This is a genomic window from Paraburkholderia sp. NMBU_R16, from assembly GCF_013282575.1.
In the GTDB taxonomy this organism is placed as follows: domain Bacteria; phylum Pseudomonadota; class Gammaproteobacteria; order Burkholderiales; family Burkholderiaceae; genus Trinickia.
Window position 1 is genome coordinate 57,779 of the sequence record NZ_JAAAYE010000026.1, and the last position, 24,604, is coordinate 82,382.

Here is a 24,604-nt window from a genome sequence, read left to right on the forward strand (position 1 = left end):
GAGCGTCGGCGCCGTCAGCGCAGCGATCGCGGGGTGGCGTCCCCGGCGTTCTGGCGGCGCGGACCGCGCTCCGTCACGCCGGCGCCGAACTCGGGAAGAATGCGAGCACGGGCACGGCTCGCGAACACGAGAAAGCCGAAGCCGTTGGCTTCATACCAGTAGCCACCGTTCTCGAGACCGTCGAGCGGCTGTTCGAGCGCGTTTGCAATCGATTCGATGCAGCGGCGCCGCAAATCGTCGACTGCGGGATAGGGCGGTTGCGCGCCGCGGACGCTGCAAAGCAGTACGTCGAGGCCGGGCAGCACATGCGCATAGAGCACGGGCTCGTCCTGGGCGCGCGCGCGTGCGATCTTCGTGTCGAGCTGACAGAAAGGTTTGAACTGCCGCAACACGGCAAGAAAGGACTCCTCGCTCGGGGCGCTCGCGCGCCGGCGCTTTCTCGGGAAGGACATAAACATTCGCCTGAAAAAGAATTGCAAGAAACACAGCGTCCTCATGCGACCACTCCCGGCTCTCGCGCGCCGCACGTCGATCTTTTATAGCATACGGATACGGCGTCTTCACGATCGGCGCATGCTTCATGCAAATCGTGCCCCGTATGCAGTCGGGCAAGCGTGCGAGACTTGCGTCCACACACTCGCCCGACATCTATGCCAATAATAGGCCCGTGTTTCGTGCGCGTGCTCATCGAATCGAGAAAAAATGGCGATTTTGCGTACGCTCGCGCCTCTTCGGGCGCGTTGAAATATCGAACGGCAGCGACGATAATGGGTCGGTTCACGTTCCTCTCGGCCGCAAGGGTCGTGCCGCGGCGCAGCCACGATCGATCCACGGCGCGCGGTTCGGAGCAAGAAGAGACAGGAGAGGGCCGCTAAGGACACATGAAACTGTTCACCAAGGGGCTGCTGCTGATCGCGGTGCCGAGCGTCGTCGAACTGGCATTGCTCGGCATGTTGTCGAAGACTCAGGAGCAGACGTCGCAGGCCGCGCAGTGGGCAGCGCACAGCAAGCAGGTTCTCTATCAGGCGTCGGTGATCGCCGATCCGCTCTTGCGCGCGGCGTCCCGCGTGCGCGCAGGGCTCATCGCAGGCGACCCCGCCTTCATCGATCGTCGCATGGTCTGGGTCGACCTGGGCGATCGGCTGGCGCAACTCGAGCGGTTCGTCGCGGACGATCCGCTTCAGGTGGAGCGCGTGCGGCGCATGCGCGAAGCGGTCAATGCCTATCGCGCGCAGACCGATGCAGTCTACGCCGCACTTCGCAGCGGGCAGCGGATCCGGCTGGCTTCGGTCGAAGACTCGCCGCTGCCAGAGCCCATCCGGGTTTTTCGCGACGAACTCGATGCGTTCGTCGATGCCGAATCGCGGCTGGATGGGCAGCGTAGCGCCGAGCTTGCCGCCACGCGCGACGAGCAGCGTCGTGCGCTCGTGGCCGCGATTGCCGGCTCGATGCTGATTTGGGCTGTCGCGGCGCTGGGCTTCGCGGGCAATATTGGCCGCCGGCTGGCCACGTTGACCGCCAACGCCGAGCGGCTGGGCCGCGCGCAGTCGCTCGGCGCGCCGCTCGCGGGTAACGACGAACTGGCGGAGCTCGACGTCGTGCTCCATCGGACGAGCGCCCGGCTGGCCGCCGCGGACCAGGAACAGGCCGCGTTGCAGCGCACGCTGGAGGCGCGCGCGCGGGAATTGACCGAGGTGAACGACAACCTGCGCCAACAAAAGCAGGACAACGATATGTTCATCTATAGCGTCTCGCACGATTTGCGCTCGCCGCTCGTCAATCTGCAGGGCTTTTCGCGGGAGCTGCAGGTATCGTGCGATGAATTGCGCGGGATGCTGGACGACGCGCGTTTGCCCGGACCCGAGCGGGCGCGCATCTCGCACGTGCTGGATGGTAATTTGAGCGAGGCATTGCACTTTTTGCGGACCGCCGTCTCGCGCTCGGCGTCGATCATCGACGCACTGTTGCGCATTTCGCGAGCGGGGCGCCTCGAGTATCAGTGGCAGCGGGTCAGCGTGGCGCGGGCCGTGGCGCGTGTGGTGGAATCGCTGCATGCGCAGATCAGTGAGCGCGGTATCGTGATCTCGGTCGGTGAGTTGCCCCCGGTGTGGGGCGACCCGACGGCGATCGAGCAGATTTTCGGCAACCTCATCGGTAACGCCGTCAATTACTTGGACCCGACGCGAACGGGCCGCATTGAAATCGGTGCGCTCGAGCAGCCGCCCGCCGAGCCGGGCGAGCGCGTGGCACGCATGCGCACTTATTATGTGCGTGACAACGGGCTTGGTATTCCCAAGGCCTATATGTCGAAGATGTTCAGTGCGTTTCAGCGGCTGCATGGCGATCGAACCAAGGGCGACGGCATCGGGCTCGCGCTCGTGCGGCGCGTGACCGAACGGCACGGCGGCCGCACATGGGTGGAATCGGAGGAAGGCGTGGGGTCCACGTTTTTTGTGACATTGCCCGAACAACCAGTCCGATCATAATCTGTCAAAGAAAACGACAAACCAACCGAGAGGCGAACACCCGTATGAACGACGCCGCGCCTGGCCCGGCAACTGCCCGCGTGCTCGTCGTCGACGACGACGAGGGCATCTTGCGCCTCGCGCGAAAATCACTCGAGCGCGCGGGTTGTCGCGTGTTTTCGAGTTCGAACGTCGTGGCGGCGCGCGCGAGCATCGAGGGCGACCGGCCCGATCTGCTCGTGCTCGACTATCAACTCGAGTGCGCCGAAACGGGGCTGGATTTCTTTCGCCGGCTGCGGCGGGAGGGCATCGCGCTGCCGGCCATCCTCGTTACCGGGTTCACCGACGAATCGCGGGTCATCGAGGCACTGCGCGCCGGCATATCGGACGTGGTGCCGAAGTCGGAAGGCTACCTCGACTATCTGCCGGAAGCCGTCGAACGCGTGCTCGCACAGGTTCGCCTGCAGCGTGCGTCGGCAGAGGCCCTGCTGCTGCGCGACCGCGAGGCACATTACCGGAGTCTGTCGGAGACCTTGCCGCACCTCGTTTTCACGAGCAACTCGCGCGGCGAGTGCGATTTCTTCTCCAAACAGTGGTACGCCTATACCGGGCTCGACGAGGCGGCGTCGCGAGGCCTCGGCTGGCTCGACGCGGTGCATCCAGACGATCGGGAAGCGCTGCGCCGCAACTGGCTCGACGCGGTCCGAGGCGATGCGGCCGATCATCGGCACGAGCTGCGCATTCGGGGCAGCGATGGCAGCTACCGCTGGTTCGACATGCGCATCGCACCGGTGCGCGACGCAAGTGGCGGCATCGCCAAATGGTTCGCGAGCTGTACAGACATCCAATCGCAACGCGAGGCGATCGACGAGCGCGAGCGCTTGCTCGCTGCCGAACAAAGCGCGCGCCAAACGGCCGAGGAAGCGAATCGCGCGAAGGATCGTTTTCTCGCCATGCTCTCGCACGAGCTGCGCACGCCGTTGACCCCGGTGCTGGCGGGGACGCGCGTGCTCGAAGTGATGCCAGGCCTGCCCGATGCCGCGCAAGCAACCGTCAAGATGATCCGGCGCAACATCGAACTGGAGGCACGGCTCATCGACGACCTCCTCGATCTCACGCGCGTTGCCAACGGAAAATTGCGCCTTTCGCTCGAAGCGGTCGACGTACACGAAGTGATCGACAGTGTGCTCGAACTCTTTCACAGCGAGATCCAGGTCAAACAGCTCGACGTCAATGTCGAAAAAATGGCGACCAACCGCTATGTGCTGGCGGATCGTGCCCGGCTGCAGCAGATGCTCTGGAATCTCGTACGCAACGCGGCGAAGTTCACGCCGGACGGCGGCCATATCTATGTGCGCACGCGCGATGCGCGCATGCAGATCGAAATCTCGATCGAGGATACGGGGATCGGCATTGCGCCCGATCAGATCGGCAAGCTTTTCAATGCGTTCGAACAGGGCAGTCAACGGATGACCCAGCAGTTCGGCGGGTTGGGTCTGGGGCTGGCCATCACCAAGGCGCTGACCGACGCTCATGGCGGCACTGTCAGCGCCCACAGCCCCGGGCCGCATTGCGGTGCGACCTTCACGATTGCGCTGCCGACCGTTGACGCGCCCGCCGCGACGCCCGAAGTGACCGACGCCGCCGCGGGCGGCGCCGACGAGCGGTTGGCGATACTGCTCGTCGAGGATCACGCCGATACGGCAGAAGTCATGGCGCAGCTGATGCGCGGGCTCGGCCATGAGGTGACGGTCGCGTCCTCAGTGGCAAGCGCGCTGTCCGCGTCGCAGGGGTCTTCGTTCGACCTCATCGTCAGCGACATCGGCTTGCCCGATGGCACGGGAATCGATTTCATCGGTGCTTTCCGTCAGCGCTCGCAAGTCCCGGCCGTCGCGCTGACGGGCTTTGGCACGGACGAGGATGTGCGGCGCTGTCTGGCGGCTGGGTTCACTTCGCACCTCACGAAACCCGTCAATTTCGCTCAGCTCGAAGAGCTCATCCAGCGCACCGCGGCGGAAAAAGCCGGCGGGGATGGTGGCCCGCGCGCGGCGGTGGGGTGAGGCGACGCCCGACTGCGTGTACAAGACGTTCTTCGCGCGTCGCCCGCGATCGGCCTCCGAGCGCTCGGCCGCTCAGCGCTTGAGCGAATCGCGAATCTCGCGCAGCAGTACGATCTCTTCGGGCGGGGGGGGCGGCTCCGCCGGCGCGGCGGGCTCTGCGGCTTCGAGTTGGCGTAGCTTGTTGATGAACTTGACCATTCCGAAAACGATGATCGCCAGGATCAGGAAGTTGATGACCACGGTGATGAACGAGCCGTAACCGAATACGGCGACGCCTGCCGTCTGCAGATCCTTGAACGAATCGGGGTTGCCCTTGAACGAGGGAGGGATGTCGCCCAGGCGAATGAATTTGTTCGAGAAATCGAGCCCGCCCGTTGCCACGCCCACGAGCGGCATGATCAGATCCTTGACGATCGAATTGACGATCGTCGAGAAGGCGCCCCCGATGATGACGCCGATCGCGAGATCCATCACATTGCCCTTGACGGCGAATTCCTTGAACTCCTTCACGATGCTCATGTTTTCTTCCCTCCTTGTGAAGGGCGCGCGGCAATGAATGTTGGCGCCCGCGGCCATGATAGCAACGGGCGGGCCGAGCGCGCGTTTTTTCGTTCGGTGCGCGGCGCGTCTTTAGCCGTCGCCGATCTCGCCGTGCGTGCTCAGATCCGATAGGCGAGGCGCAGCCCGCCCCAATGCCGTGCTGCGACGAAGATCGGTGCCGATGCGTCTTTCATCGTCACGAACTGGCCGCCGCCCATGTCGCGGCGGTAGGTCTGTAGCAGGAACGGTTTCGTATGCGTTGCGCAAGCGAGTCCCGTTCGGTCGTTGAAAATCCTGCGATTGCGACAGTGCGCGGCGTTCCAGGCGGGCTCGCCCGGACGCTGCGGCTCGGAAAACTTCTTGTTATGCGTCGGCAGATAGCCTCGGACGTCGACGGCAGCGCAAAACGCCACCCGGTCGTCGAGCGCGAGCAGCGGCTCCTGGAACGCCGGCAACACCCGATCGGTGAAGTGCGTGAAGCGCGTCATGAACTGCTGCGGATCGGAACCCGGGATCGGGACATAGTTGGCGTCGAAGAGGTCCTCGAGCCGGATATCGCCGCGCGCGATGGCGGCCTCGAACGCCTTGCCGATCGCCGCGGCAGTGCGCTGCACGGCCTCGATGAAACGCGTATCGGGCGTCTCGACGCCCGTTGCGGCGGTCAGTTCGATCAGCGTCTCCGAGACGCTGACGAGGTTGGAAAGGCGGTCTTTCGCTTGAAGGAAGTTCTCGCCCGATTGCTCGACGTCGTTCGCGATGGCGGCGACCGCCTGTTCGAGCGTATGGCACTGCGTTTCGATTTCGGTCGTGAGCGTCGCGATCTCTTCGGCTTCGCCGTGCAGTTTCGTGACCGCATTGCCGGTGGACGCGACGATTTCGCCGATCGTGCGCGTACCGTCCTTCACGCGATTGGCGCGTGCGGTGTTCTCGGTGCCGTCGGCGATCAATTGCTCGGTCTGTGAGGTCAGGCGCGCGAGCGTGGCTTCGATCTGGGACGTCGCTTGAGCCGTCTTGCTCGAGAGGTTTTTGACCTCGGCGGCTACGACGGCGAAGCTCTTGCCCGATTCGCCCGCGCGCGCCGCTTCGATCGCCGCGTTGATCGCGAGCAGATGCGTTTGCCGGGCAATGAGCGAAATCTCTTCCGAAACGCTGCTGACATGAGCGAGCGCCTCGCGCAACGCGTCGATCTGCGTGGCGATGCCCGTTACCCCTTGCACGAGCCCATGAATATCCTCGAGCGATGCGTCGAGCGTGGCGCGCGATTCGTCGACGGCTTGCGAGGCTTCGGCGCTGACGACACGCACCTGGCGCGCCGCTTCGGCGATACGGTGGTTGCCGGCCATCGTCACGGCGGCGGACTCGCGCAACTGCCGGCACACGTGCGCCTGGGTCGCGACGCGGTTGGCGACCTCTTCGACGTGGCCGGATACATCGCAGATTTCGACGCCGAGCTTGCCCGCGTGCTCGGCGATATCGCCGACGAGCGAGTGCGTAAAGCGGGGCCGGCGCTTGACGAAGCGCATCATGAAGGTCTCCTGACGGAGCTCGGCTCCGATCGTTTTTCTTCCCGGCCGACGCCGGCGCGAATCAGTTCTATCGAAGCGGGCTTACGCAGGCCTTACGCGGGCGTGCACCGAGGGCGTCGCGAACGACACGGCCGCCGCATGCTCGACCCATGTGTTTACGGCGCGGCAGCGTTCCGACTTGAGGTTTGCGGAGTAGTGAATTTCCGCCATTGCGCGTGCGTGGACAAGTCTTTAGATTGAGCGGCGGCTTTGCACGCACGACGCGCCCGATGAGACCGCTCGCAGCAGCCCCGGGCTAGTTCCCACGCTCCGTCAGAGAGCCCATTCGTGCGCGCGTCACACATTACGGGAGAAACCGTGCGCGTTCCTTTTGCGGCGCGCATGCCGATATCATGTTCAATCGCTTGACGATACGCGGCGGGCTGACGCTCACGATCGCGGGTTACACGCTCGCCCTCATTGCAACGATGGTAGTGGCGATGCTCGGGCTGAATCAGAGCAACGATGCGCTTCGCCAGATGTATGCGACCGATACGGCGGCGCTCACGCATCTGAAAACGAGTTCCGAGCGCATGCTGCAACTGCGGCTGGCGCTGGCCAGCTACGAGACGCTGTTTGCGATGGGCGAGGCCTCGGACGACATGCTGCCGAAAGCGCATGACGTGCTCAAGCAGAGCGACACGGAATGGACCGAGTATCTGCGCAAACCGCGCGACGCCGAAGAAACCACGCTGGCTAACAACGTCGGCGAGGCCCGCAAGGCGCTCATCGACCAGGGCATCGAGCCCGAGTTCAAGGCATTGACGGACAACGATTTCAACGCATTCCGCAATATCCAGGGACGCACGGCCAATCAGCTCTACGCGCGCTACGATGCCGCGATCACGGCGCTCGAAGCGTTGCAGGTCCGGCATCAGCAGGCGCGCTACGATCGCGCGCAGCAGGCGTTCCACGCGCTGGCGCTCGCCGCCGCCGCAATGGCGGTCGTTGCCTTCGTCATCGGCATCATCGCGCGTACGGCGCTCGTCGCGGCGGTCGTACGGCCGATCGACAGCGTCATTCGTCACTTCGAGCGGATTGCCGCGGGCGACCTGACCGGTGCGATCGATACGAGCCGCAACAACGAAATGGGGCGCCTCGTGACGGCGCTCAAGCAGATGCAGACTGCGTTGGCCTCGACCGTGGGCCGGGTGCGCAGCGGCTCCGAGGCCATCATGCACGGCGCGCGCGAGATCGCGTCAGGCAATGCCGACCTCTCGCAGCGCACCGAGGAACAGGCGTCTTCGCTACAGCAGACGGCCTCGAACATGGAAGAGCTGACCGCGACGGTCAGGCAGAACGCGGATCATGCGCGCGAAGCCAATGCGCTCGCCGACGAAGCATCGCTCACGGCAACGCGCGGCGGCGAGGTGGTCGGCGATGTCGTGCGGACGATGGAAGACATCGCATCGAGTTCGAATCAGATCGGCGACATCAGCGGCGTGATCGAGGGGATCGCTTTCCAGACGAACATTCTTGCGCTCAACGCCGCCGTCGAGGCGGCACGCGCGGGCGAGCAAGGGCGGGGCTTCGCCGTGGTGGCCGGGGAAGTGCGCTCTCTCGCGCAGCGCAGCGCGAGCGCCGCCAAGGAGATCAAGGCGTTGATCGCGCAGTCGGCCGACAAGGTGCAGGCGGGCACGACCCTCGTTGCGCGCGCCGGTACGACGATGCAGGAAGTCGTGAGCGCCGTGCAGCGCGTGACCGATATCATCGGCAAGATCAGCACGGCTTCGGTCGAGCAATCCAGCGGCATCGATCAGATCGGCCAGGCTGTCATGCAGATGGACACGGTGACGCAGCAAAACGCGGCACTCGTCGAAGAAGCCGCCGCCGCGGCGGCGTCGCTCGAAGAGCAAGCGGCACAACTCGAAGCTGCCGTCGCCGCGTTTCGTGTCGACGCGCATGCGGGCGCTGCCGCCACCGGGAATGCACGCGCGGCCGTCGCTCATGCGCCGGCATCACACACACGGCGCGAGCCTGCCGCGGCTGCCGCATTGCCGGTCTGACGCACAGCGGGTCACGCGAACGAGTAATCGCGGACCCGCACGCGCCGCGTGCGGTGTTTGAAAACGAACGAGAGGCCGGGCCACAGCGCGGTATTTTTTCCGCTGGCGCTCAGATACCAGCTGCGGCATCCGGTCTGCCAAACCGAACGATGCAGCGTGTGCTGCAGGCGCTCGTTGAACGCGCGCTGCGCGGCATCCGTCACCGTCATCGTTCGGGCGCCGCGGCGAGCGAGCGTGCGCAGACAATCGGCGATGTAGTCGATCTGCGACTCGATCATATAAACCATCGAGTTGTGGCCGAGCCCCGTGTTGGGGCCGACGATCATGAAAAAATTCGGAAAGCCGGCCACACTCGTGCCGAGATAGGCTTCGGGGCCGTCGCGGCGCCAACGCGCATCGAGATCGGCCCCGTTCGCGCCGATGACCGTAAAGGGCGCTCCCACATCGTTGACCTGAAAGCCCGTTGCGCAGACGATCGCGTCGACCGCGCGATGCCTGCCGTCCGTCGTGACGATGCCGTCGGTGGCGATCTCGCCGATGGCGGTCGTCACGAGTTCGACGTTCGGCTGCGCGAGCGCCGGATAGTAATCGCTCGAAAGCAGTACACGCTTGCAGCCGAACCGGTAATCCGGTGTCAGCTTCTCGCGCAAATGGGCGTCGGGGACCCGTCGGGCCAGATAGGCGAGGCTGAATGCCGTGGGCCCCTTCATCAATCGCGGATGGGAGACGAACGCGACGGCTCTGGCTTCATGCTGCCAATAAAGTGCATGGCGCAATAGACGTTGCGACATCGGGAAACGCCGGAAGAGCCGCTGTGCGCGCTCGCTGATCGGTCGATCCGGTCGGGGCATGATCCAAGGCGGCGTGCGCTGAAACAGGTGAAGCTGCGCGACGCGCGGCTGGATGCGCGGCACGAACTGTATCGCGCTCGCACCGGTCCCGATCACGGCAACCGTTTTACCTTCGAGCGCATAGTCGTGGTCCCACGCCGCCGAGTGAAAGAGCTTGCCCGCGAAGCGCTCGATGCCCGGAATGGCCGGTAGCGCCGGCCGCGACAGTGCACCGTTGGCCGCGATGACGATATCGGCTTCGACGCGCTCGCGCGAGCCGCCGCGTACGATGTCGAGCTGCCAGACGCGCGTGGCGTCATCGAAGCGGGCCGCGCTCACGCGCGCGCCGAAGCGGATGAATGGCGCGAGGCCGTACTTGTCGGCACAGTGCTGCAAGTACGCGAGAATTTCGGACTGCGAAGCAAACGTGCGGGTCCAGGATGGATTGGGCTCGAACGAAAACGAATAGAGATGGGAGGGAATGTCGCACGCGGCGCCCGGATAGACATTGTCCCGCCACGTGCCGCCGACGTCGTGGGCGGCTTCGTAGATCGCGAACGAGGCGATGCCCATGCGTTTCAAGCAGATGGCCATGCCGATGCCGGCGAAACCGCTTCCGACGATTGCGATGCGAGGCGTCCCCGCAGGCCGTGCGGCCGGCATCGTCAGTGCCCAACGGCAGAGGCTCCCGCGTGGGGAGCCTCTGCCGATTGCAGCGGGCCCAGTGCGATGCGCGCGCTCAACTGTCGTTCCAGTCGCCGCCGCCCGAATCGTTGCTGCCATAATCGACGCCGCCACCGTCGTTCCAGTCGTTCGAGCCTTGACCGAAGTCGACACCGCCGTTGTCGCCCCCGGCTGCGCGACGGCGCGCTTCGTCATCGTCGACATAGACATCGCGTTCGATCACACGGTCGCGCCCGTGCGACAGTGCTTCGCCAAGCAGCACGCCCGTCAGCAAGCCGCCCATTCCGCCGCCGAAGCCGCCGCCTTGCTGGACCACGACGGTCGGCTGTTGCTGCACCGGTTGCTGCGGTGCCTGTTGCTGAAGGCGCTCGGCCTCCTGCGCATAGGGCGACGCCGGTGCGCCGGCGGCCGGTGCCGCATGGGGATCGGGCCGGCCTTCGGCGCGCGCTTTCAAGCTTTCCAGCTGACGATCGAACTCGTCGAGCCGATAGGCCGGGACGGGGTTCTTACCGCTCGACAGCGTCTCGACGAGTTCGCGCAATTGGGTTTCGGCACCTTCGACTTCGCTTGCCAGCGCCTCATGCCCCGGCGTGGCTGAAAGCCGCGTATCGAGCTTCAACGAGCGTGCCGCATTGAGGAGTTCGGTGGCCCGCTTCAATTGCGCGCGACGCTCTTCGTCGGCGCGGCCGTCTTCGGTCGTGCGCGCGCGGCGCAACGTCCAGCGCAGCACGAGCGCAATCATGACGACGAGCAGTACGATGCCAATCCACATTCCCATGGACGGTCCGCGGTGGGCGAGGGCGCCCGGTACTGCTTGCGCCGGCGCGAAGGTGTTGGCCGCCGCGTGTTGCGCGGGTGCGGATGGTGGAATCGTCGCGTTGGCACGGTTTGCAGCCGCGCGCACGCGTGCCTCGACTTGCGCGAAGCGTGCCGGGTCCGTGAACTTCAGCTGCGGATCGAGTGTCTTGGCCTGCTCGATCTGTGCGAGCCCATCGGCGTAGCGGCCCTCGCGGGCGAGCACTTGTCCGTACAGGTAGTGGGCGTGGGCATTGTTCGGATGGGCTTGCAGGACCTGCGTGAGCTCGGTCTCGGCCTGCTGCCAGTTACCTTGCGCCATCGCGCGCTCGACTTGCTGCGCGCTCGGTACGGCGGCGAATGCGGCACTCGCGGTCAGTGCTAGTACCGCTGCCACGACTGCGACATATTTCTTCATGAGCTCAACCGGGCGCAGTGCGCCCGTCTCCATGCCATGGGTCCGATACCGATGCGACGGGCGCCATTTCCGCGAAGCGCGTGCGACGGCGGCTCGTTTGCCACCAGGGTCTGTTTGCATATCTAAACAGACCCTGATGTTTGCCATATCGGTCCTGAGCACCGCGCGTTTTTATTGCGCCGGCGCGTTCAACTGCTTCTTCAGCGCGGCCAGCCGCTCGTCGACAGACGGACCTTTGTCGAGGGCCGCGAGTTTGTCCTCGAGAGCCTTGCCGCTCGAGACGTCCGCCGAATTGAGGCGCGCATCCGAGCGTGCATTCGAGAGCGCGACTTTCTCTTCGAGTTTATTGAAGTCCTCGGACAGGTTCTTGCCGCCAATACCGCCCAATGCCGTCGCGGCGGTGTCCTTGGCCTGGGCGATCTGCTGCTTCGCCTGCAGGATGTTCGAACGAGAGTTCAGATCGTTGCGGCGCCCGCGCATGTCGGCAATCTGGCTTTTCAATTGCTCGACCGACGGCTCCAGCGTGGCAAGCTCGCGTGCCAGCGCATCGCGCTCGGCTTCCGCGGTGGCCTGCGCCGCTAGCGCTTCGCGCGCAAGGTCTTCGTTGCCCGATTGCAGCGCGCGTTTTGCGCCGTCTTCATACTTGCGGGCCTTTTCGGCGGCCGCATCGCGCTTGCTTTGTTGCGTGGCGACCTGCGCTTCGATTTCGATCAGCGAATTCTCGGCTTTGGCGATGCTGTCGTCGAGCTCGCGCACGATTTGACGCGCATCGCGCGACGGATCCTGTACGGATTCAGCCGCGTCATTCAAGAGCCCCTTGACGGTGCGCGAAATAGTGTCGAATAGCGACATGTAGATCTCCTCAGTTGACTCGGCGCCGAACGAAAGATACGGGTGTCCGGTTCATCCTCTACTTTACGCCGCGTTGCCGGGCCGCGGCGGCAAGCGTGCGCAGCGGATATCGGGGCGCGTGGCGGCTTTGCAAGAGCGCACGCGTGACGCGCGCCGTCCGACCCCTCGTCCGCTGGCGGATATTACAACAAGGGATCGTTAAGCCTCGCTTAAACACGGCGCGAAAACGCGGCTTGTATCAGGCCGCGGCGGGGTATGCGCCCGCCTTTAGGCCGGACGCGGCGTAAAACGCTTGCGCGTGCGTCGCGAGGGGCTGTCGGCCGGGTCATCGGCGGATGTTTCGGACCAGCGCGACGTCAGACGCGTGACCGTTTCGAGATCGAGTGCGGGAGGCGGTTCGCTGTCTTCCGTACGAGCCTCCTCGACCGGCTGGCAGGCAAGCGCTTGCGCGACGGCCGCCGCAACGGGGAGCGGCCCAAGCGGTACGGCGGCGGCTTCGTCCGGTTCGCCGCCGGCCCCCATGGCCGCGGACGCGGCCGGCGTGTCGGCGGACGGCTCGCACGGCGAAATCCGATGCTGCGTGGCCGATTCCCGCGCGGGCGCCGCATCGGCGATGCGCCGAAGCGTTTCATTGAGCGAATCGGGAGCGGACGGCGCGCTCCAGCTATCCACGATCCGCGCCGCACGCACGTCGTCGGCCGTTTCCTCGAAAGCGAGCACAGCGCGGCGCACGAGTTCGCTGATGCTGATACCAAGGCTTTGTGCCTTGGTCGCCAGTGCGCGCTTTTGCGCCGGTGTCACGAAGACGGCGATACGTTCGCTGCTCTGATTCATGGTCGGCTCTCTGGCGTAAGGAGACGGAAAGGCCGATCGGTGGCCTCGGCCCGGAACGACGGTCGGCTCTCCATCATAGAATGCCGGCCGCTGCCGCAAAATGTGCGCGCTGCGCATAATGAGTGTCCGATCAAGGACTTGAGTCGCTTGTAGGCGGCTTGTCCACAGGCCTTTCAACATTTTCTGTTGATAACTGGACGGCCGCTGTGCGCCAGCCAACGTGGGGAATTCTTACAAAAAAACTTCGTTGCCGGCCAGGCGATTTCATTAAAATGCGCTGTTGCGTCGCCGGGGCGCGGGCTTGGCCAGTCGCGGCACCGTTATAATTACGACTTCGAGCGCCGCCCGGCGGGCGAGCGCGCAACGGCGCGGCAAGCCGCGCTGACCATGCGTCATGCCTATCATTAAACGACCCCGATCCTCCGAGTCTCCGGCCGACGGCCGACAACCTTCCCGAGTGAGTCCCGAACGCCAGCACGGTTCGTTCGGCAGCAGCCTGCTGCTGACATTGGGCGGCCTCGTCGCAACCATTGCCGTCGTCTTCGCGCTGATCATCGGCTATGCATTGATCGTGATGGCGCCGCAATTGCCGTCGCTCGATGCGCTGACCGACTATCGCCCGAAGGTGCCATTGCGCGTCTATACGGCCGACCATGTGCTGATCGGCGAGTTCGGCGAGGAGCGGCGCTCTCTCGTGCGTTTCGCCGATATTCCCGATTCGATGAAAAAAGCCGTGCTCGCGATCGAGGACTATCGCTTCTACGAGCACGGAGGCGTGGATTTCCTCGGCATCCTGCGTGCCGGCATGGCGGATATCCTCCATGGCGGCGCATCGCAAGGCGCCAGTACGATCACGATGCAGGTGGCGCGCAACTTCTTCCTCTCGAGCGAGAAGACCTACACGCGCAAGATTTACGAAATGATGCTCGCATACAAGATCGAGCGCGCGCTGACGAAAGATCAGATCCTCGAACTCTACATGAACCAGATCTATCTGGGCGAACGCGCGTATGGCTTCGCGGCGGCCGCCCGGGTGTATTTCGGCAAGGATCTCAAGGACATCACGCTGGCTCAGGCGGCGATGCTCGCCGGGCTGCCCAAGGCGCCCTCGGCATACAATCCGATCGTCAATCCGAAGCGCGCGAAGATCCGGCAGGAGTACATCCTCAAGCGGATGCTCGATCTGCGCTACATCACGCAGGCGCAATACGATCAGGCCATCAAGGAAGACATCCACACGAAGGCGTCCGGCAACGAATACAGCGTGCATGCGGAGTATGTCGCCGAGATGGTGCGACAGATGATGTACGCGCAATACAAGGATGAAACGTACACCCGCGGCTTGTCGGTCGTGACGACCCTCGACTCGGCGTATCAGGACGCGGCTTACCGCGCCGTGCGCAAGGGTGTCATGGACTACGAGCGCCGGCACGGCTATCGCGGGCCGGAAGGCTTCGTCGAGTTGCCGGCCGGCCACGACGAGCGCGACGAGGCAATCGACGACGCGCTCGCCGATCATCCGGACGACGGCGAACTGGTGGCCGGTGTCGTCACCGCAGCGAGCCCGAAGCAGCTAACCGTGCAATTCGTCGATGGCAATACGGCCAACGTAAGCGGCGAAGGGCTGCGTTTCGCCGCGACGGCCCTGAGCGCGCGCGCCAGCGCGGCGCAGCGGATCAAGCCGGGCTCGATCGTCCGGTTGATGCCCGATGCGAAGGGCAACTGGCAGATCACGCAGTTGCCGCAGGTGGAAGGCGCGCTGGTCTCGCTCTCGCCGCAAGACGGCGCGCTCCGTGCGCTCGTCGGCGGGTTCGACTTCAACAAGAACAAGTTCAATCACGTGACGCAAGCCTGGCGTCAGCCCGGTTCGAGCTTCAAGCCGTTCATCTATTCGGCGTCGCTCGAAAAGGGCCTCGGCCCAGCGACGATCATCAACGATGCGCCGCTTTACTTCCCCCCGAGCACGCCGGGCGGGGAGGCGTGGGAGCCGAAGGACGACGATCAGCCCGACGGCCCGATGCCGATGCGCGTGGCGCTCGAGAAATCGAAGAACCTCGTCTCGATCCGGATTCTTTCCTATATCGGTACCAAGTATGCGCAGGATTATGTGACGCAGCGCTTCGGTTTCGACGCGGACAAGACACCTCCTTACTTGCCGATGGCGCTGGGCGCGGGGCTCGTCACGCCGCTGCAGTCGGCCGCGGCCTATGCGGTGTTCGCGAACGGCGGCTATCGCGTCAATCCTTATCTGATCGCCGAAGTCGACGATGCGCACGGTCAGCCGATCTCCAAGGCGCAGCCGATCGTGGCAGGGCGGGACGCGCCGCGTACGATCAGCGCGGCCAACGCCTTCATCATGAACTCTCTGCTGCATTCGGTGGCAACGGCAGGTACCGGTGCGGGCACGAACGTCTTGCATCGCTCGGACCTCTCCGGCAAAACCGGTACGACGAACGACGCGAAAGACGGATGGTTCGCGGGTTACCAGCCGACGCTGGTCGCGGTGGCCTGGATGGGCTACGACCAACCGAAGAGTCTCGGCAGCCGCGAATTCGGTGCGCAGCTCGCTTTGCCGATCTGGGTCGACTATATGGGCCATGCGCTGAGGGGCGTACCGCAGGTGCAAATGCCGATGCCCGAAGGTGTGACGACGATCGGCGGCGAGCTTTACTACGCGGACATGACGCCGGGCAATGGCTTCGTCGCGAGCATTGGCACAGGCGCCGAATCGGGCACCGCGCTGGCTGGCGCCGGTGCAAGTGAAGCCGTCGGCAGCATCGGACCGGCGGGGCTCGCAGCGCCTGCGGCGCCGCCGCCCAATGTATCGTCGCAGGAGAAGAGACAGATTCTCAATCTGTTCAATGACAACCGGCCCTGAGCGGCCGCTCTCGCGCCGGATGCGATGGGCGGCTCCTCGCATCCGCCTCGCGCGATCGATTACCGGAATGGCCCGGGAGGCCCGCTAAGCCGACGCGCGCGCCCGTTCCAGATGGGCGGACAACGTGACCGGGTCGGTATTCGTCCCGCACAAGATGACGCCGACGCGCTTGCCTTGCAGGGTTTCGCGCAGCGGCCCCAAGAGCGCCGCCGTTGCCGCGGCGCATGCAGGCTCGACAGCCAGCTTGAGCTGCATGAACAGCTTAAGCATCGCCGCGCGCAGCTCATCGTCCGAGACGGTGACGATACGATCGATGTGGCGCCGGCACAGCTCGTAGCTATATTGCTCGGTGTGCGGCGCCATCAGGGAATCGGCGATGGTGTGCATCGCGCCCATTTTCACGGTGTGATTGGCGGCGAAACTGCGCGACATGGCGTCGGCGCCCTCCGGTTCGACACCGAACACATGCACGCGCGGATTGGCGAGACGCAATGCGGTCGAGACGCCGGCCGCCAGCCCGCCGCCGCCGATGGGGACGATCACCGCATCGAGATCGGGCGTCTGCGTCGCCCATTCGTAGCCGAGCGTTGCCGTGCCGAGCACCGTGCGATAGCCATTGAACGGGTGAACGAAGAAGCGGCCTTCCTCCGCTTCGATTCGGCGCACGACATCGAATGCTTCGGCCGGCGAGTCGGCCATGACGACCTCGGCCCGGTACTGCTTGCACAGCGCGATGCGCGCGGGACTCGCCGTGCGGAACATCACCACCTTCGCGCTCGTACCGAGCCGCATGGCCGCATAGGCGACCGCCGCGGCATGATTGCCGCCCGATACGCACGTCACGCCGACGCTGCGCTGCGATGCGTCGAGCGCGAGCAGATTCGTGAACGCGCCTCTTACCTTGAAGCTGCCGCTCGACTGCAGCAATTCGAATTTGAAATTGATGTGCGTGCCTTCGAGCGTCGGAAAGTCATGCCGTTCGAAGACTGGCGTTCGCACGACCCAAGGCGTGAGCGCGAAATGCTGCGACGCGATGGCGTCCAGCGTGGGAACCGGCTCGGCGTCGATCGTATGGTCGGTATGCTGCGATGAAGCGGTGGACATGAGCGAAGCCGCCGTAAAGGACAAGTGAGGGACCCGCGCTACTGTTGCTGCTGTTGCGTATCGATCGACATGCTGCGAATGAATTTGCGCAAGAAGCTTTCACAGGCGTCGAGCTGCGCGAGTTCCACATACTCGTTCGGCTTGTGCGCCTGCTCGATGTCGCCCGGCCCGCAGACGACGCTCGGCACGCCGGCCAGCGCGAACAGCCCCGCCTCCGTGCCATAGGCGACCTTGCGCGTATCGCGATCGCCCGTCAACGCGCGCACGAGCTGCGTGATCGCCGCCTGCTCGGTGGCGTCGAGACCTGGCGCCGCGGCGATTCGCGTGAACTCGATCGCGGCGTTCGGATGCTCGCGCCGCATCTGCGGCAGCAGCGTTTCGTTCGCGTAGCGCTCGATGCGCGCGAATACGACGGCCGGATCGAGCGTCGGCAGGTTGCGAAACTCGAAGGCGAAGCGGCACTCGGCCGGCACCGTGTTGATCGCATTGCCGCCTTCGATCGTGCTCGTCTGCGCCGTGGTGAACGGCACGTCGTAGCTCGTATCGAACGGGCCGTCGCGCCGCATTTGGTCGGCCACGTCGCGAATGTGGCAAATGAGGCGGGCCGCATATTCGATCGCGTTGAGGCCTTTGGGCGTCAACGACGAATGGGCGGCGTGACCGCGCACGCAGCAGCGATACGCATTGATGCCTTTGTGCGCCACGATCGGACGCATGCTGGTGGGCTCGCCCACGATGCAGCCGTCCGGCTTGATGCCGCGCTTTTGCAGATCCGCGATCATCAGCGGCGCACCGGCACAGCCGATTTCCTCGTCGAACGAGAAAGCCAGGTGAATCGGCTTCGCGAGCCGTGCCGATTGCATCTCGGGCACGAGCGCGAGCGCCGCGCCGATGAAGCCCTTCATGTCGCAGGTGCCGCGGCCGTACAGCCGGCCGTCGCGTATCTCGGGCGAAAACGGATCGCTGTCCCACTGTTGTCCATCGACGGGCACGACGTCCGTGTGGCCGGACAGCACGACGCCACCTTGCGTCGAACCGTCGTGCGCGGGGATCGTGGCGAACAGGTTGGCCCATTCGCCGCGCTCGCCGCGCGCATCGCGCGTCAGCAGTGAAGAAATGCCTCGTGCCGCCAACGATTCGCACACGAGTTCGATCAGTTCGATATTCGGTACACGGCTTGTCGTATCGATCGACACGAGCCGTTCGACCCATTGCAAACTGAGTGGAACCGGTGAAGCGGAGGAGGGGGCCGAAGCCGGCGAGGGGGGAGAGGACGTGGAGGATCGGTGCGCCGTTTCAGCGTCTTGCGACATGACAAGCTCCAGCTCGAGAGTGCCTCCGATCATACCGAAAAACCGCGTGCAACCCAAATAGTGCGAGCGACAAGAGCATGCTGCGGTGCCGCAATCGAGCGCCGCGGCATGCTTTTTTTCATCGCGCGGCGGCGGCCGGTTGGCGCGCGGGCGCACCCAGCGCACGCAGCGTCTCCTTGGCGGTCGCGACACGCACGGCCAGATCGGGGCTGCGCGTCTCGATGCGCAGCTTGTCCTGTCCCGCCAGCTTGATGTGCTTGTTTTTATGGACCATCTCGATGATGCGCATGCCATCGATGGGCGGATTCGGCACGAACTGAAGGCTGATCGCGGCTTCGCCCGCATCGATCTTCGAGACGCCGAGCGGCTTCGCCGCAAGCCGCAGCCGGTGCGTCTCGACGAGCGCGTGGGCTTGCGTCGGCAGCTTGCCGAAGCGGTCGATCAGTTCTTCCTGGATATCGTCGATGGCGTCGTTGGTCTCGCAATTGGCGAGGCGTTTGTAGATCGACAGGCGCTCTTGCACGTCGCCGCAATAGTCTGCGGGAAGGATGGCGGGCGTATGCAGATTGATCTCGGTCGTTGCCGCGAGCGGCGCGGTCAGATCGGGCTCCTGGCCGTTCTTGAGCGCTTTGACGGCGTCGCTGAGCATCTCCGAATACAGTTGAAAACCGATCTCGTGGATTTCGCCCGATTGCTTGTCGCCCAGTACCTCGCCGGTGCCGCGAATCTCGAGATCGTGCATCGCCAGATAAAAACCGGAACCGAGCTCCTCCATCTGCTGAATGGCTTCGAGGCGGCGCTGCGCCTGCTTCGTCAACCCTTGCGGATCGTGCACGAGCAGATAGGCATAAGCCTGGTGGTGCGAGCGCCCGACGCGTCCGCGCAATTGATGCAACTGCGCGAGGCCGAACTTGTCGGCGCGATGAATGAGAATCGTGTTCGAGCTCGGGACGTCGATGCCGGTTTCGATGATGGTCGTGCACAGCAGGACGTTGGCCCGCTGAGAGACGAAGTCGCGCATGACGCGCTCGAGCTCGCGTTCATGCATCTGCCCGTGCGCCACCGCGATCCGCGCCTCGGGCACGAGCGCTTCGAGCATGGCGCGCCGGTTTTCGATCGTCTCCACTTCGTTGTGCAGGAAATAGACTTGCCCGCCGCGTTTGAGCTCGCGCAGCATCGCTTCGCGAATGACGCTGTCTTCCTCTCGCCGCACGAATGTCTTGATCGCCAGCCGTTTTTGCGGCGCGGTCGCGATGACGGAAAAGTCGCGCAGGCCCTCGAGCGCCATGCCCAGTGTTCGCGGAATGGGCGTGGCGGTCAGCGTCAGCACGTCGACCTCGGCGCGCAGCGCCTTCAACGCCTCCTTTTGCCGTACGCCGAAGCGATGCTCTTCGTCGATGATGACGAGGCCGAGCCGCTTGAAGCGCACGTCCGACGACAGCAGCTTGTGCGTGCCGATGACGATGTCGATCGAACCGTCGTTGATCTGCTCGATGGCCGCGTTGACCTCCTTCGTCGACTTGAAGCGCGAGAGCTCCGCAATGCGCACGGGCCATTCGGCGAAACGATCGGTGAAGGTCTGCGTGTGCTGTTCGGCGAGCAGCGTGGTGGGCGCGAGCAGCGCGACCTGCTTGCCGGCCATCACCGCGATGAACGCGGCCCGCAGTGCCACCTCGGTCTTGCCGAAGCCCACATCGCCGCATACGAGCCGATCCATCGGACGCCCCGTCGTCATGTCGCCGATAACGGCGGCGATCGCGGCGGCCTGATCCGGCGTTTCCTCGAAACCGAAACTCTCGGCGAATTTGCCGTAGTCGCGCGGATCGAACCGGAAGGCATGGCCCTCGCGCGCGGCGCGCCGCGCATAGAGGTTGAGCAGCTCGGCGGCCGTATCGCGAATCTGCTGCGCCGCGCGGCGCTTGGCTCGCTCCCATTGGCCGGACCCGAGCGCGTGCAGCGGGGCGGTGTCCGGATCGGCGCCGCTGTAGCGGGAAATCACATGCAGTTGCGCGACGGGGACGTAGAGCTTGCTGTCGCCGGCGTACTCGAGATGGAGAAACTCCGTTTCGCCTTCGCCGAGGTCCATCGTCACGAGTCCCATATAGCGGCCGATGCCATGCTGCGCGTGCACGACAGGATCGCCCACCTTGAGCTCGGAGAGGTCGCGCACCATCGAATCGACGTTGCTGGCCTGCTCCTGACGCCGCCGGCCGGCCCGCCGGGCCAGCGGGCCGTAGAGCTCGGTCTCGGTGACGATGGCCCAGCCTTCCGCCGGCAGCGCGAAGCCCTTCGAAAGCGGCGCCACCCCCAGCGCGAACGCGGCGTCGCCTTGCAGCCAGCTCTCCAAGCTCTCGCCCGCTTGCGGCTTGAGGCCGTTTTCGGCGAGGAACTGGGCGATCGTTTCGCGGCGGCCGGCCGACTCCGCGGCGATCAGCACGCGCCGGCCGCTCGTGGCGAGGTAGGCGCGCAGCGCGGCGACCGGATCGTCGGCACGACGATCGACGGCCAGCGACGGCAGCGGCGTGCTCCAGCCTCCGCCGCCGTCAGTGGGCACGACCAGACGTGCGAACGGCTTGGCCAGCGTATAGAAATCCTCATCGGAAAGGAACAGCCGCTGCGGCTCGAGAATCGGCCGCTCGCGGTCGTGCGACAAAAACGCGTAGCGTTGTTTCGTGTCGGCCGTGAAGCGCCGGATGGCGTTCTCGAGATCGCCGACGAACGCAAGGTGGGCGTTTGCCGGCAGGTAGTGGAAGAGGGTGGCCGTCTGCTCGAAAAAGAGCGGCAAGTAGTACTCGATGCCGGCGGAGGGCACGCCGTTGCCAATGTCCTTGTAAATCGACGAACGGCTCGGGTCGCCTTCGAATACCTCGCGCCAGCGGCTACGAAACGCGGTGCGCGCCGCTTCGTCGAACGGAAACTCGCGGCCCGGGAGCAGGCGCACGTCGCGCACGGGATACAGGCTGCGTTGCGTGTCCGGATCGAATGCCCGGATCGAATCGACCTGGTCGTCGAAAAGATCGATCCGGTACGGCAGCGCGGAGCCCATCGGGTAGAGGTCGATCAGCGAGCCCCGCACGCAGTATTCACCGGGGCGCACGACCTGGCTCACGTGCTCGTAGCCCGCGAGCGTGAGCTGCGCTTTCAGTCTGGCCTCGTCGAGCTTGGCCCCTTGCGAGAAAGAGAACGTATAGGCAGCGAGGAACGAGGCCGGCGGCATCCGGTAGAGCGCCGTCGTGGCGGGTACCAGCAGTACGTCGCAACGGCCCTCGCCGAGGTCGTGCAGCGTCGCCAGGCGCTCCGAAACGAGATCCTGGTGCGGCGAGAACGTGTCGTAGGGCAGCGTCTCCCAGTCCGGCAGCCGCCGCACGCGGGCGCCGGGCGCAAACCAGGCGAGCTCCTGCGAAAGCCGTTGCGCGTCGACGGCGCTCGCGCAGATCACGGCGACGAGCGGCACCGCCGCGCCCGCCGCCTGCAGATATCGGGCGATCAGCAGCGCGTCGGCCGAGCCGTGCGCCCCATCGAACGCGAAGCGCTGGCCCGGTTTGACGAGCGGAAACGGTAAAAGCGGCGAAAAGGGTGTTGCGGCAGTCTGCATGACGGGAATGTAGGCCGTTTCAATGAACGGCACGTGCGCAAAAAACGGACGCAGCACGGGCCGGAAGGGGTTGAGCGCGAGCACGGCCCCGGGTCGGCCGAATCGGACCCGCCTCGCGCGAAGCACCTATTATAAAATCCGTCCTTTATTTTGACCCGCGGCCCGCTCCTTGACTTCTCGTCTTTTTGCCCTGATCCCCTGCGCCGGCACCGGCAGCCGCTCCGGCGCACCGATGCCCAAGCAATACCGCACGGTCGCCGGCCGGCCGCTGCTCCACTTTACGCTGGCCGCTTTCGACGCTTGCAGCGAGTTTGCCCAGACGCTCGTCGTGCTGGCGCCCGACGATACGCACTTCGACGCGCGCCGGTTCAGCGGCCTGCGTTTCGCCGTGCGGCGCTGCGGCGGCGCGACGCGGCAGGCTTCGGTGATGAACGGACTCGCAGCGCTCGCGGAGTTCGGCGCCGCAGACGACGACTGGGTGCTCGTCCATGACGCAGCGCGCCCCGGCATCACGCCCGCGTTGATTCGGTCGCTCGTCGCCGCGCTCAAGGATGACCCCGTCGGGGGCATCATGGCATTGCCGGTCGCCGACACGCTCAAGCGCATGGACGCGGAGCGCGGCGGACACATTGCGCGCACGGAGCCGCGCGACGGGCTGTGGCAGGCGCAAACACCGCAGATGTTTCGCATCGGCATGCTGCGCGAAGCAATCGAACGCGCGCAGCATGATGGCCATGATTTGACCGACGAGGCAAGCGCGATCGAATGGCTCGGCCACGCGCCGCGGCTCGTTCAGGGCAGCCTGCGCAATTTCAAGGTGACTTACCCTGAGGACTTCGAGCTCGTCGACGCGATTCTCAGGCATTCCTCGGCCGGCTGACGGCTCGCTCGAGGAGGGCCGCGGCCCGCGCGGCCAGCGGCGCCGACACTCGGACTTATTTAATTCAATCGAAACCGGAAGCACGGATGGACTACAGAATCGGACAAGGCTACGACGTACACGCGCTCGTGCCAGGGCGGCGGCTCGTGATTGGCGGCGTGACGGTGCCATACGAGCGCGGGCTGTTGGGGCACTCGGATGCCGACGTGCTGCTGCATGCGATCACCGACGCGCTTTTCGGGGCGGCGGCGCTGGGCGATATCGGCCGGCATTTTCCGGACACCGACGAACGCTTTGCCGGCGCCAACAGCCGCGTACTGCTGCGTGAGTGCGCCGCACGGCTCGCGCAAGCCGGCTTTGCGATTCAGAACGTCGATAGCACGGTGATCGCGCAAGCCCCGAAGCTCGCCCCGCATATCGATGCGATGCGAACCAATATCGCCGAGGATCTGGGCCTGCCGCTCACACGCGTGAACGTGAAGGCCAAGACCAACGAAAAGCTCGGCTACCTCGGCCGCGGCGAGGGAATAGAGGCGCAGGCGGCCGTCTTACTGCGCGCGCTCTAGCGCCTGTTCGCGCTAACTACAGGCTAGCTGCCTTCGATCGCGAGCACATTGGCGGCCGCGCTGACGACGGCCGCGATGCGCCCGACATCGCGCAGTTGCTGCGCCGACATGCCTTGCTCGTTTTTCAGCAGCGCGTAATGCGAGCTCACGCAGAAATGGCACTTGCCGACGATCGAGGCGGCGAGCGCATACATCTCGAAGCGGCGCTTGTCGACGCCGCCGTGGGTGGCGTACGCGGTCATCCGCAGCTCGGGCCGCTGGGTTTTCAGGTCCTCGTCGTTCGCCATTTCGACGTACGGATACCAGACGTTGTTCATGCCCATCATGGCGGCCGCCGTCAACGCGCCCGTGACCTGCTCGGGCGGCAAGACGCCGGACGAACGGATGGCATCCACGATCGTTGTGCATTTCGCGGCGAAGGCGGCGGCCAGCGCCACGCCCGCCGCATCGGCACCTTCCAGCGACGAGCGCGCGATCGTGCCGTCGAGGTTCAGGCGGATGTCCTTCGCGTAATCGGGGATTTTTTCCTTGATCGCAGACAAGAATTCCATTGAAGACTCCTATCGATTGATCGATAAAAAAGCCCGCCGGCCTTGTCGAGCACAGCGGGCTCGGTGCTTGACCGAAGCGGTTGCCGCAGCTTAAAGCGTTGCGCCGCCGACCGCGCGGTTGCACGGGCACAGTTCGTCGGTTTGCAGGCCGTCGAGAATGCGCAGGATTTCCTGCGGGCTGCGTCCCACGTTCAGGTTATTGACCGACACGTGTTGAATCGTGTTGTCCGGATCGACGATGAACGTTGCGCGCAGGGCCACGCCGGCTTCCTTGTCGCGCACGCCGAGCTGATCGATCAGTTCGCCCTTCACGTCGCCGAACGCGTAGTGGTTCAGGCGATTGAGGTCCTTGTGCTCGCGACGCCATGCCAGCTTCACGAACTCGTTGTCGACGCTACCGCCCAACAGCACGGCATCGCGTTCCTCGAAGTCCTTTTGCAGCTTCGCGAACTCGACGATCTCCGTCGGGCACACGAACGTGAAGTCCTTCGGATAGAAATAGATGATCTTCCACTTGCCCGGGAACGATTGTTCGGTGATCTCTTCGAACGCCGATTGACCGTTCTCTTCATGGTTGTTGAAGCCCGGTTTCGCGGCAGTGACGGTGAAGGCTTCCAGCTTATCGCCCACGGTTTTCATGCAGTGACTCCTCATCGGGTTGAAAAAAC

The 24,604-nt window shown here is 64.8% G+C and carries 18 protein-coding genes; 6 read left to right on the plus strand and 12 right to left on the minus strand.

Annotated elements, in window-relative coordinates:
* Positions 1-14: 14 nt before the first annotated feature.
* Positions 15-497: a hypothetical protein gene (locus GWC77_RS15205; RefSeq protein WP_173258146.1), complete on the minus strand. Its 483-nt coding sequence runs from the start codon at positions 495-497 to the stop codon at positions 15-17.
* Between the two features lie 384 nt (positions 498-881).
* Between GWC77_RS15205 and GWC77_RS15210 the strand changes: the two genes are divergently transcribed.
* The gene (locus tag GWC77_RS15210) at positions 882-2,486 is read left to right on the plus strand and encodes an ATP-binding protein (RefSeq protein WP_173258148.1); all 1,605 of its coding nucleotides are present in this window, start codon (positions 882-884) and stop codon (positions 2,484-2,486) included.
* A gap of 44 nt (positions 2,487-2,530) precedes the next feature.
* Positions 2,531-4,525 (plus strand): response regulator, encoded by a 1,995-nt coding sequence (locus GWC77_RS15215; protein WP_173258150.1) that lies wholly within the window; start codon positions 2,531-2,533, stop codon positions 4,523-4,525.
* A gap of 72 nt (positions 4,526-4,597) precedes the next feature.
* Here GWC77_RS15215 and mscL read toward each other — a convergent pair whose 3' ends face one another.
* Both mscL and GWC77_RS15225 read right to left on the minus strand, forming a co-directional pair.
* The gene (gene mscL, locus GWC77_RS15220) at positions 4,598-5,044 is read right to left on the minus strand and encodes a large conductance mechanosensitive channel protein MscL (RefSeq protein WP_173258152.1); all 447 of its coding nucleotides are present in this window, start codon (positions 5,042-5,044) and stop codon (positions 4,598-4,600) included.
* A 140-nt stretch (positions 5,045-5,184) separates the two neighbouring features.
* Entirely contained in the window at positions 5,185-6,591 is a 1,407-nt protein-coding gene (locus GWC77_RS15225) for a methyl-accepting chemotaxis protein (protein WP_173258153.1), read from the minus strand.
* Between the two features lie 392 nt (positions 6,592-6,983).
* Here GWC77_RS15225 and GWC77_RS15230 point away from each other — a divergent pair, with 392 nt between their 5' ends.
* Positions 6,984-8,636 carry a methyl-accepting chemotaxis protein gene (locus tag GWC77_RS15230; RefSeq protein ID WP_173258155.1) on the plus strand — a complete coding sequence of 551 codons (1,653 nt, stop codon included), beginning with the start codon at positions 6,984-6,986 and terminating at the stop codon, positions 8,634-8,636.
* A gap of 11 nt (positions 8,637-8,647) precedes the next feature.
* Here the strand turns inward: GWC77_RS15230 and GWC77_RS15235 are convergent, their stop codons facing one another.
* From GWC77_RS15235 to GWC77_RS15250, 4 genes are all read right to left on the minus strand, one after another.
* The gene (locus GWC77_RS15235; protein WP_173258157.1) at positions 8,648-10,129 is read right to left on the minus strand and encodes an NAD(P)/FAD-dependent oxidoreductase; all 1,482 of its coding nucleotides are present in this window, start codon (positions 10,127-10,129) and stop codon (positions 8,648-8,650) included.
* A 76-nt stretch (positions 10,130-10,205) separates the two neighbouring features.
* On the minus strand, positions 10,206-11,363 hold the full coding sequence (locus GWC77_RS15240; RefSeq protein WP_173258188.1) for a tetratricopeptide repeat protein: 1,158 nt from the start codon (positions 11,361-11,363) through the stop codon (positions 10,206-10,208).
* Between the two features lie 171 nt (positions 11,364-11,534).
* Positions 11,535-12,215 (minus strand): PspA/IM30 family protein, encoded by a 681-nt coding sequence (locus tag GWC77_RS15245; RefSeq protein WP_173258159.1) that lies wholly within the window; start codon positions 12,213-12,215, stop codon positions 11,535-11,537.
* 267 nt (positions 12,216-12,482) lie between these two features.
* Positions 12,483-13,049, minus strand: a complete 567-nt coding sequence (locus GWC77_RS15250) for a hypothetical protein (RefSeq protein WP_173258161.1) — start codon at positions 13,047-13,049, stop codon at positions 12,483-12,485.
* A 394-nt stretch (positions 13,050-13,443) separates the two neighbouring features.
* On the opposite strand from GWC77_RS15250, the gene GWC77_RS15255 reads away from it, so the two are divergent.
* Entirely contained in the window at positions 13,444-15,927 is a 2,484-nt protein-coding gene (locus GWC77_RS15255; RefSeq protein ID WP_173258163.1) for a penicillin-binding protein 1A, read from the plus strand.
* Between the two features lie 84 nt (positions 15,928-16,011).
* On the opposite strand, the gene GWC77_RS15260 is transcribed toward GWC77_RS15255, so the two are convergent.
* The 3 genes from GWC77_RS15260 to mfd all read right to left on the minus strand — a co-directional run bounded on the left by GWC77_RS15260 (position 16,012) and on the right by mfd (position 21,939).
* Positions 16,012-17,031, minus strand: coding sequence for a threonine/serine dehydratase (locus GWC77_RS15260; protein WP_173258165.1), 1,020 nt, complete (start codon positions 17,029-17,031; stop codon positions 16,012-16,014).
* A gap of 38 nt (positions 17,032-17,069) precedes the next feature.
* Complete coding sequence (gene argE / locus GWC77_RS15265) at positions 17,070-18,344, minus strand: acetylornithine deacetylase (protein WP_173258167.1); 1,275 nt, start codon at positions 18,342-18,344, stop codon at positions 17,070-17,072.
* A 118-nt stretch (positions 18,345-18,462) separates the two neighbouring features.
* A complete protein-coding gene (gene mfd, locus GWC77_RS15270; protein ID WP_173258190.1) occupies positions 18,463-21,939 on the minus strand; it encodes a transcription-repair coupling factor in 3,477 nt (1,158 codons plus the stop codon).
* Between the two features lie 169 nt (positions 21,940-22,108).
* Between mfd and ispD the strand changes: the two genes are divergently transcribed.
* A complete protein-coding gene (gene ispD, locus GWC77_RS15275; RefSeq protein WP_173258168.1) occupies positions 22,109-22,819 on the plus strand; it encodes a 2-C-methyl-D-erythritol 4-phosphate cytidylyltransferase in 711 nt (236 codons plus the stop codon).
* A gap of 86 nt (positions 22,820-22,905) precedes the next feature.
* A complete protein-coding gene (ispF, locus tag GWC77_RS15280) occupies positions 22,906-23,385 on the plus strand; it encodes a 2-C-methyl-D-erythritol 2,4-cyclodiphosphate synthase (protein ID WP_173258170.1) in 480 nt (159 codons plus the stop codon).
* A gap of 23 nt (positions 23,386-23,408) precedes the next feature.
* Here the strand turns inward: ispF and GWC77_RS15285 are convergent, their stop codons facing one another.
* Together GWC77_RS15285 and GWC77_RS15290 are read right to left on the minus strand one after the other, a co-directional pair.
* Positions 23,409-23,936, minus strand: coding sequence for a carboxymuconolactone decarboxylase family protein (locus GWC77_RS15285; protein WP_173258172.1), 528 nt, complete (start codon positions 23,934-23,936; stop codon positions 23,409-23,411).
* Between the two features lie 90 nt (positions 23,937-24,026).
* Positions 24,027-24,575 carry a peroxiredoxin gene (locus GWC77_RS15290; protein ID WP_173258174.1) on the minus strand — a complete coding sequence of 183 codons (549 nt, stop codon included), beginning with the start codon at positions 24,573-24,575 and terminating at the stop codon, positions 24,027-24,029.
* Positions 24,576-24,604 lie beyond the last annotated feature (29 nt).

Coding starts and splice junctions, on each gene's coding strand:
- GWC77_RS15250 (WP_173258161.1), bottom strand. CDS start 13,049: ATGAATCAGAGCAGCGAACGTATCGCCGTCTTCGTGACACCGGCGCAA.
- mfd (WP_173258190.1), bottom strand. CDS start 21,939: ATGCAGACTGCCGCAACACCCTTTTCGCCGCTTTTACCGTTTCCGCTC.
- ispF (WP_173258170.1), top strand. CDS start 22,906: ATGGACTACAGAATCGGACAAGGCTACGACGTACACGCGCTCGTGCCA.
- GWC77_RS15235 (WP_173258157.1), bottom strand. CDS start 10,129: ATGCCGGCCGCACGGCCTGCGGGGACGCCTCGCATCGCAATCGTCGGA.
- GWC77_RS15245 (WP_173258159.1), bottom strand. CDS start 12,215: ATGTCGCTATTCGACACTATTTCGCGCACCGTCAAGGGGCTCTTGAAT.
- GWC77_RS15210 (WP_173258148.1), top strand. CDS start 882: ATGAAACTGTTCACCAAGGGGCTGCTGCTGATCGCGGTGCCGAGCGTC.
- GWC77_RS15240 (WP_173258188.1), bottom strand. CDS start 11,363: ATGAAGAAATATGTCGCAGTCGTGGCAGCGGTACTAGCACTGACCGCG.
- mscL (WP_173258152.1), bottom strand. CDS start 5,044: ATGAGCATCGTGAAGGAGTTCAAGGAATTCGCCGTCAAGGGCAATGTG.
- GWC77_RS15285 (WP_173258172.1), bottom strand. CDS start 23,936: ATGGAATTCTTGTCTGCGATCAAGGAAAAAATCCCCGATTACGCGAAG.
- GWC77_RS15255 (WP_173258163.1), top strand. CDS start 13,444: ATGCCTATCATTAAACGACCCCGATCCTCCGAGTCTCCGGCCGACGGC.
- GWC77_RS15230 (WP_173258155.1), top strand. CDS start 6,984: ATGTTCAATCGCTTGACGATACGCGGCGGGCTGACGCTCACGATCGCG.
- GWC77_RS15205 (WP_173258146.1), bottom strand. CDS start 497: ATGAGGACGCTGTGTTTCTTGCAATTCTTTTTCAGGCGAATGTTTATG.
- GWC77_RS15260 (WP_173258165.1), bottom strand. CDS start 17,031: ATGTCCACCGCTTCATCGCAGCATACCGACCATACGATCGACGCCGAG.
- GWC77_RS15225 (WP_173258153.1), bottom strand. CDS start 6,591: ATGATGCGCTTCGTCAAGCGCCGGCCCCGCTTTACGCACTCGCTCGTC.
- argE (WP_173258167.1), bottom strand. CDS start 18,344: ATGTCGCAAGACGCTGAAACGGCGCACCGATCCTCCACGTCCTCTCCC.
- GWC77_RS15290 (WP_173258174.1), bottom strand. CDS start 24,575: ATGAAAACCGTGGGCGATAAGCTGGAAGCCTTCACCGTCACTGCCGCG.
- GWC77_RS15215 (WP_173258150.1), top strand. CDS start 2,531: ATGAACGACGCCGCGCCTGGCCCGGCAACTGCCCGCGTGCTCGTCGTC.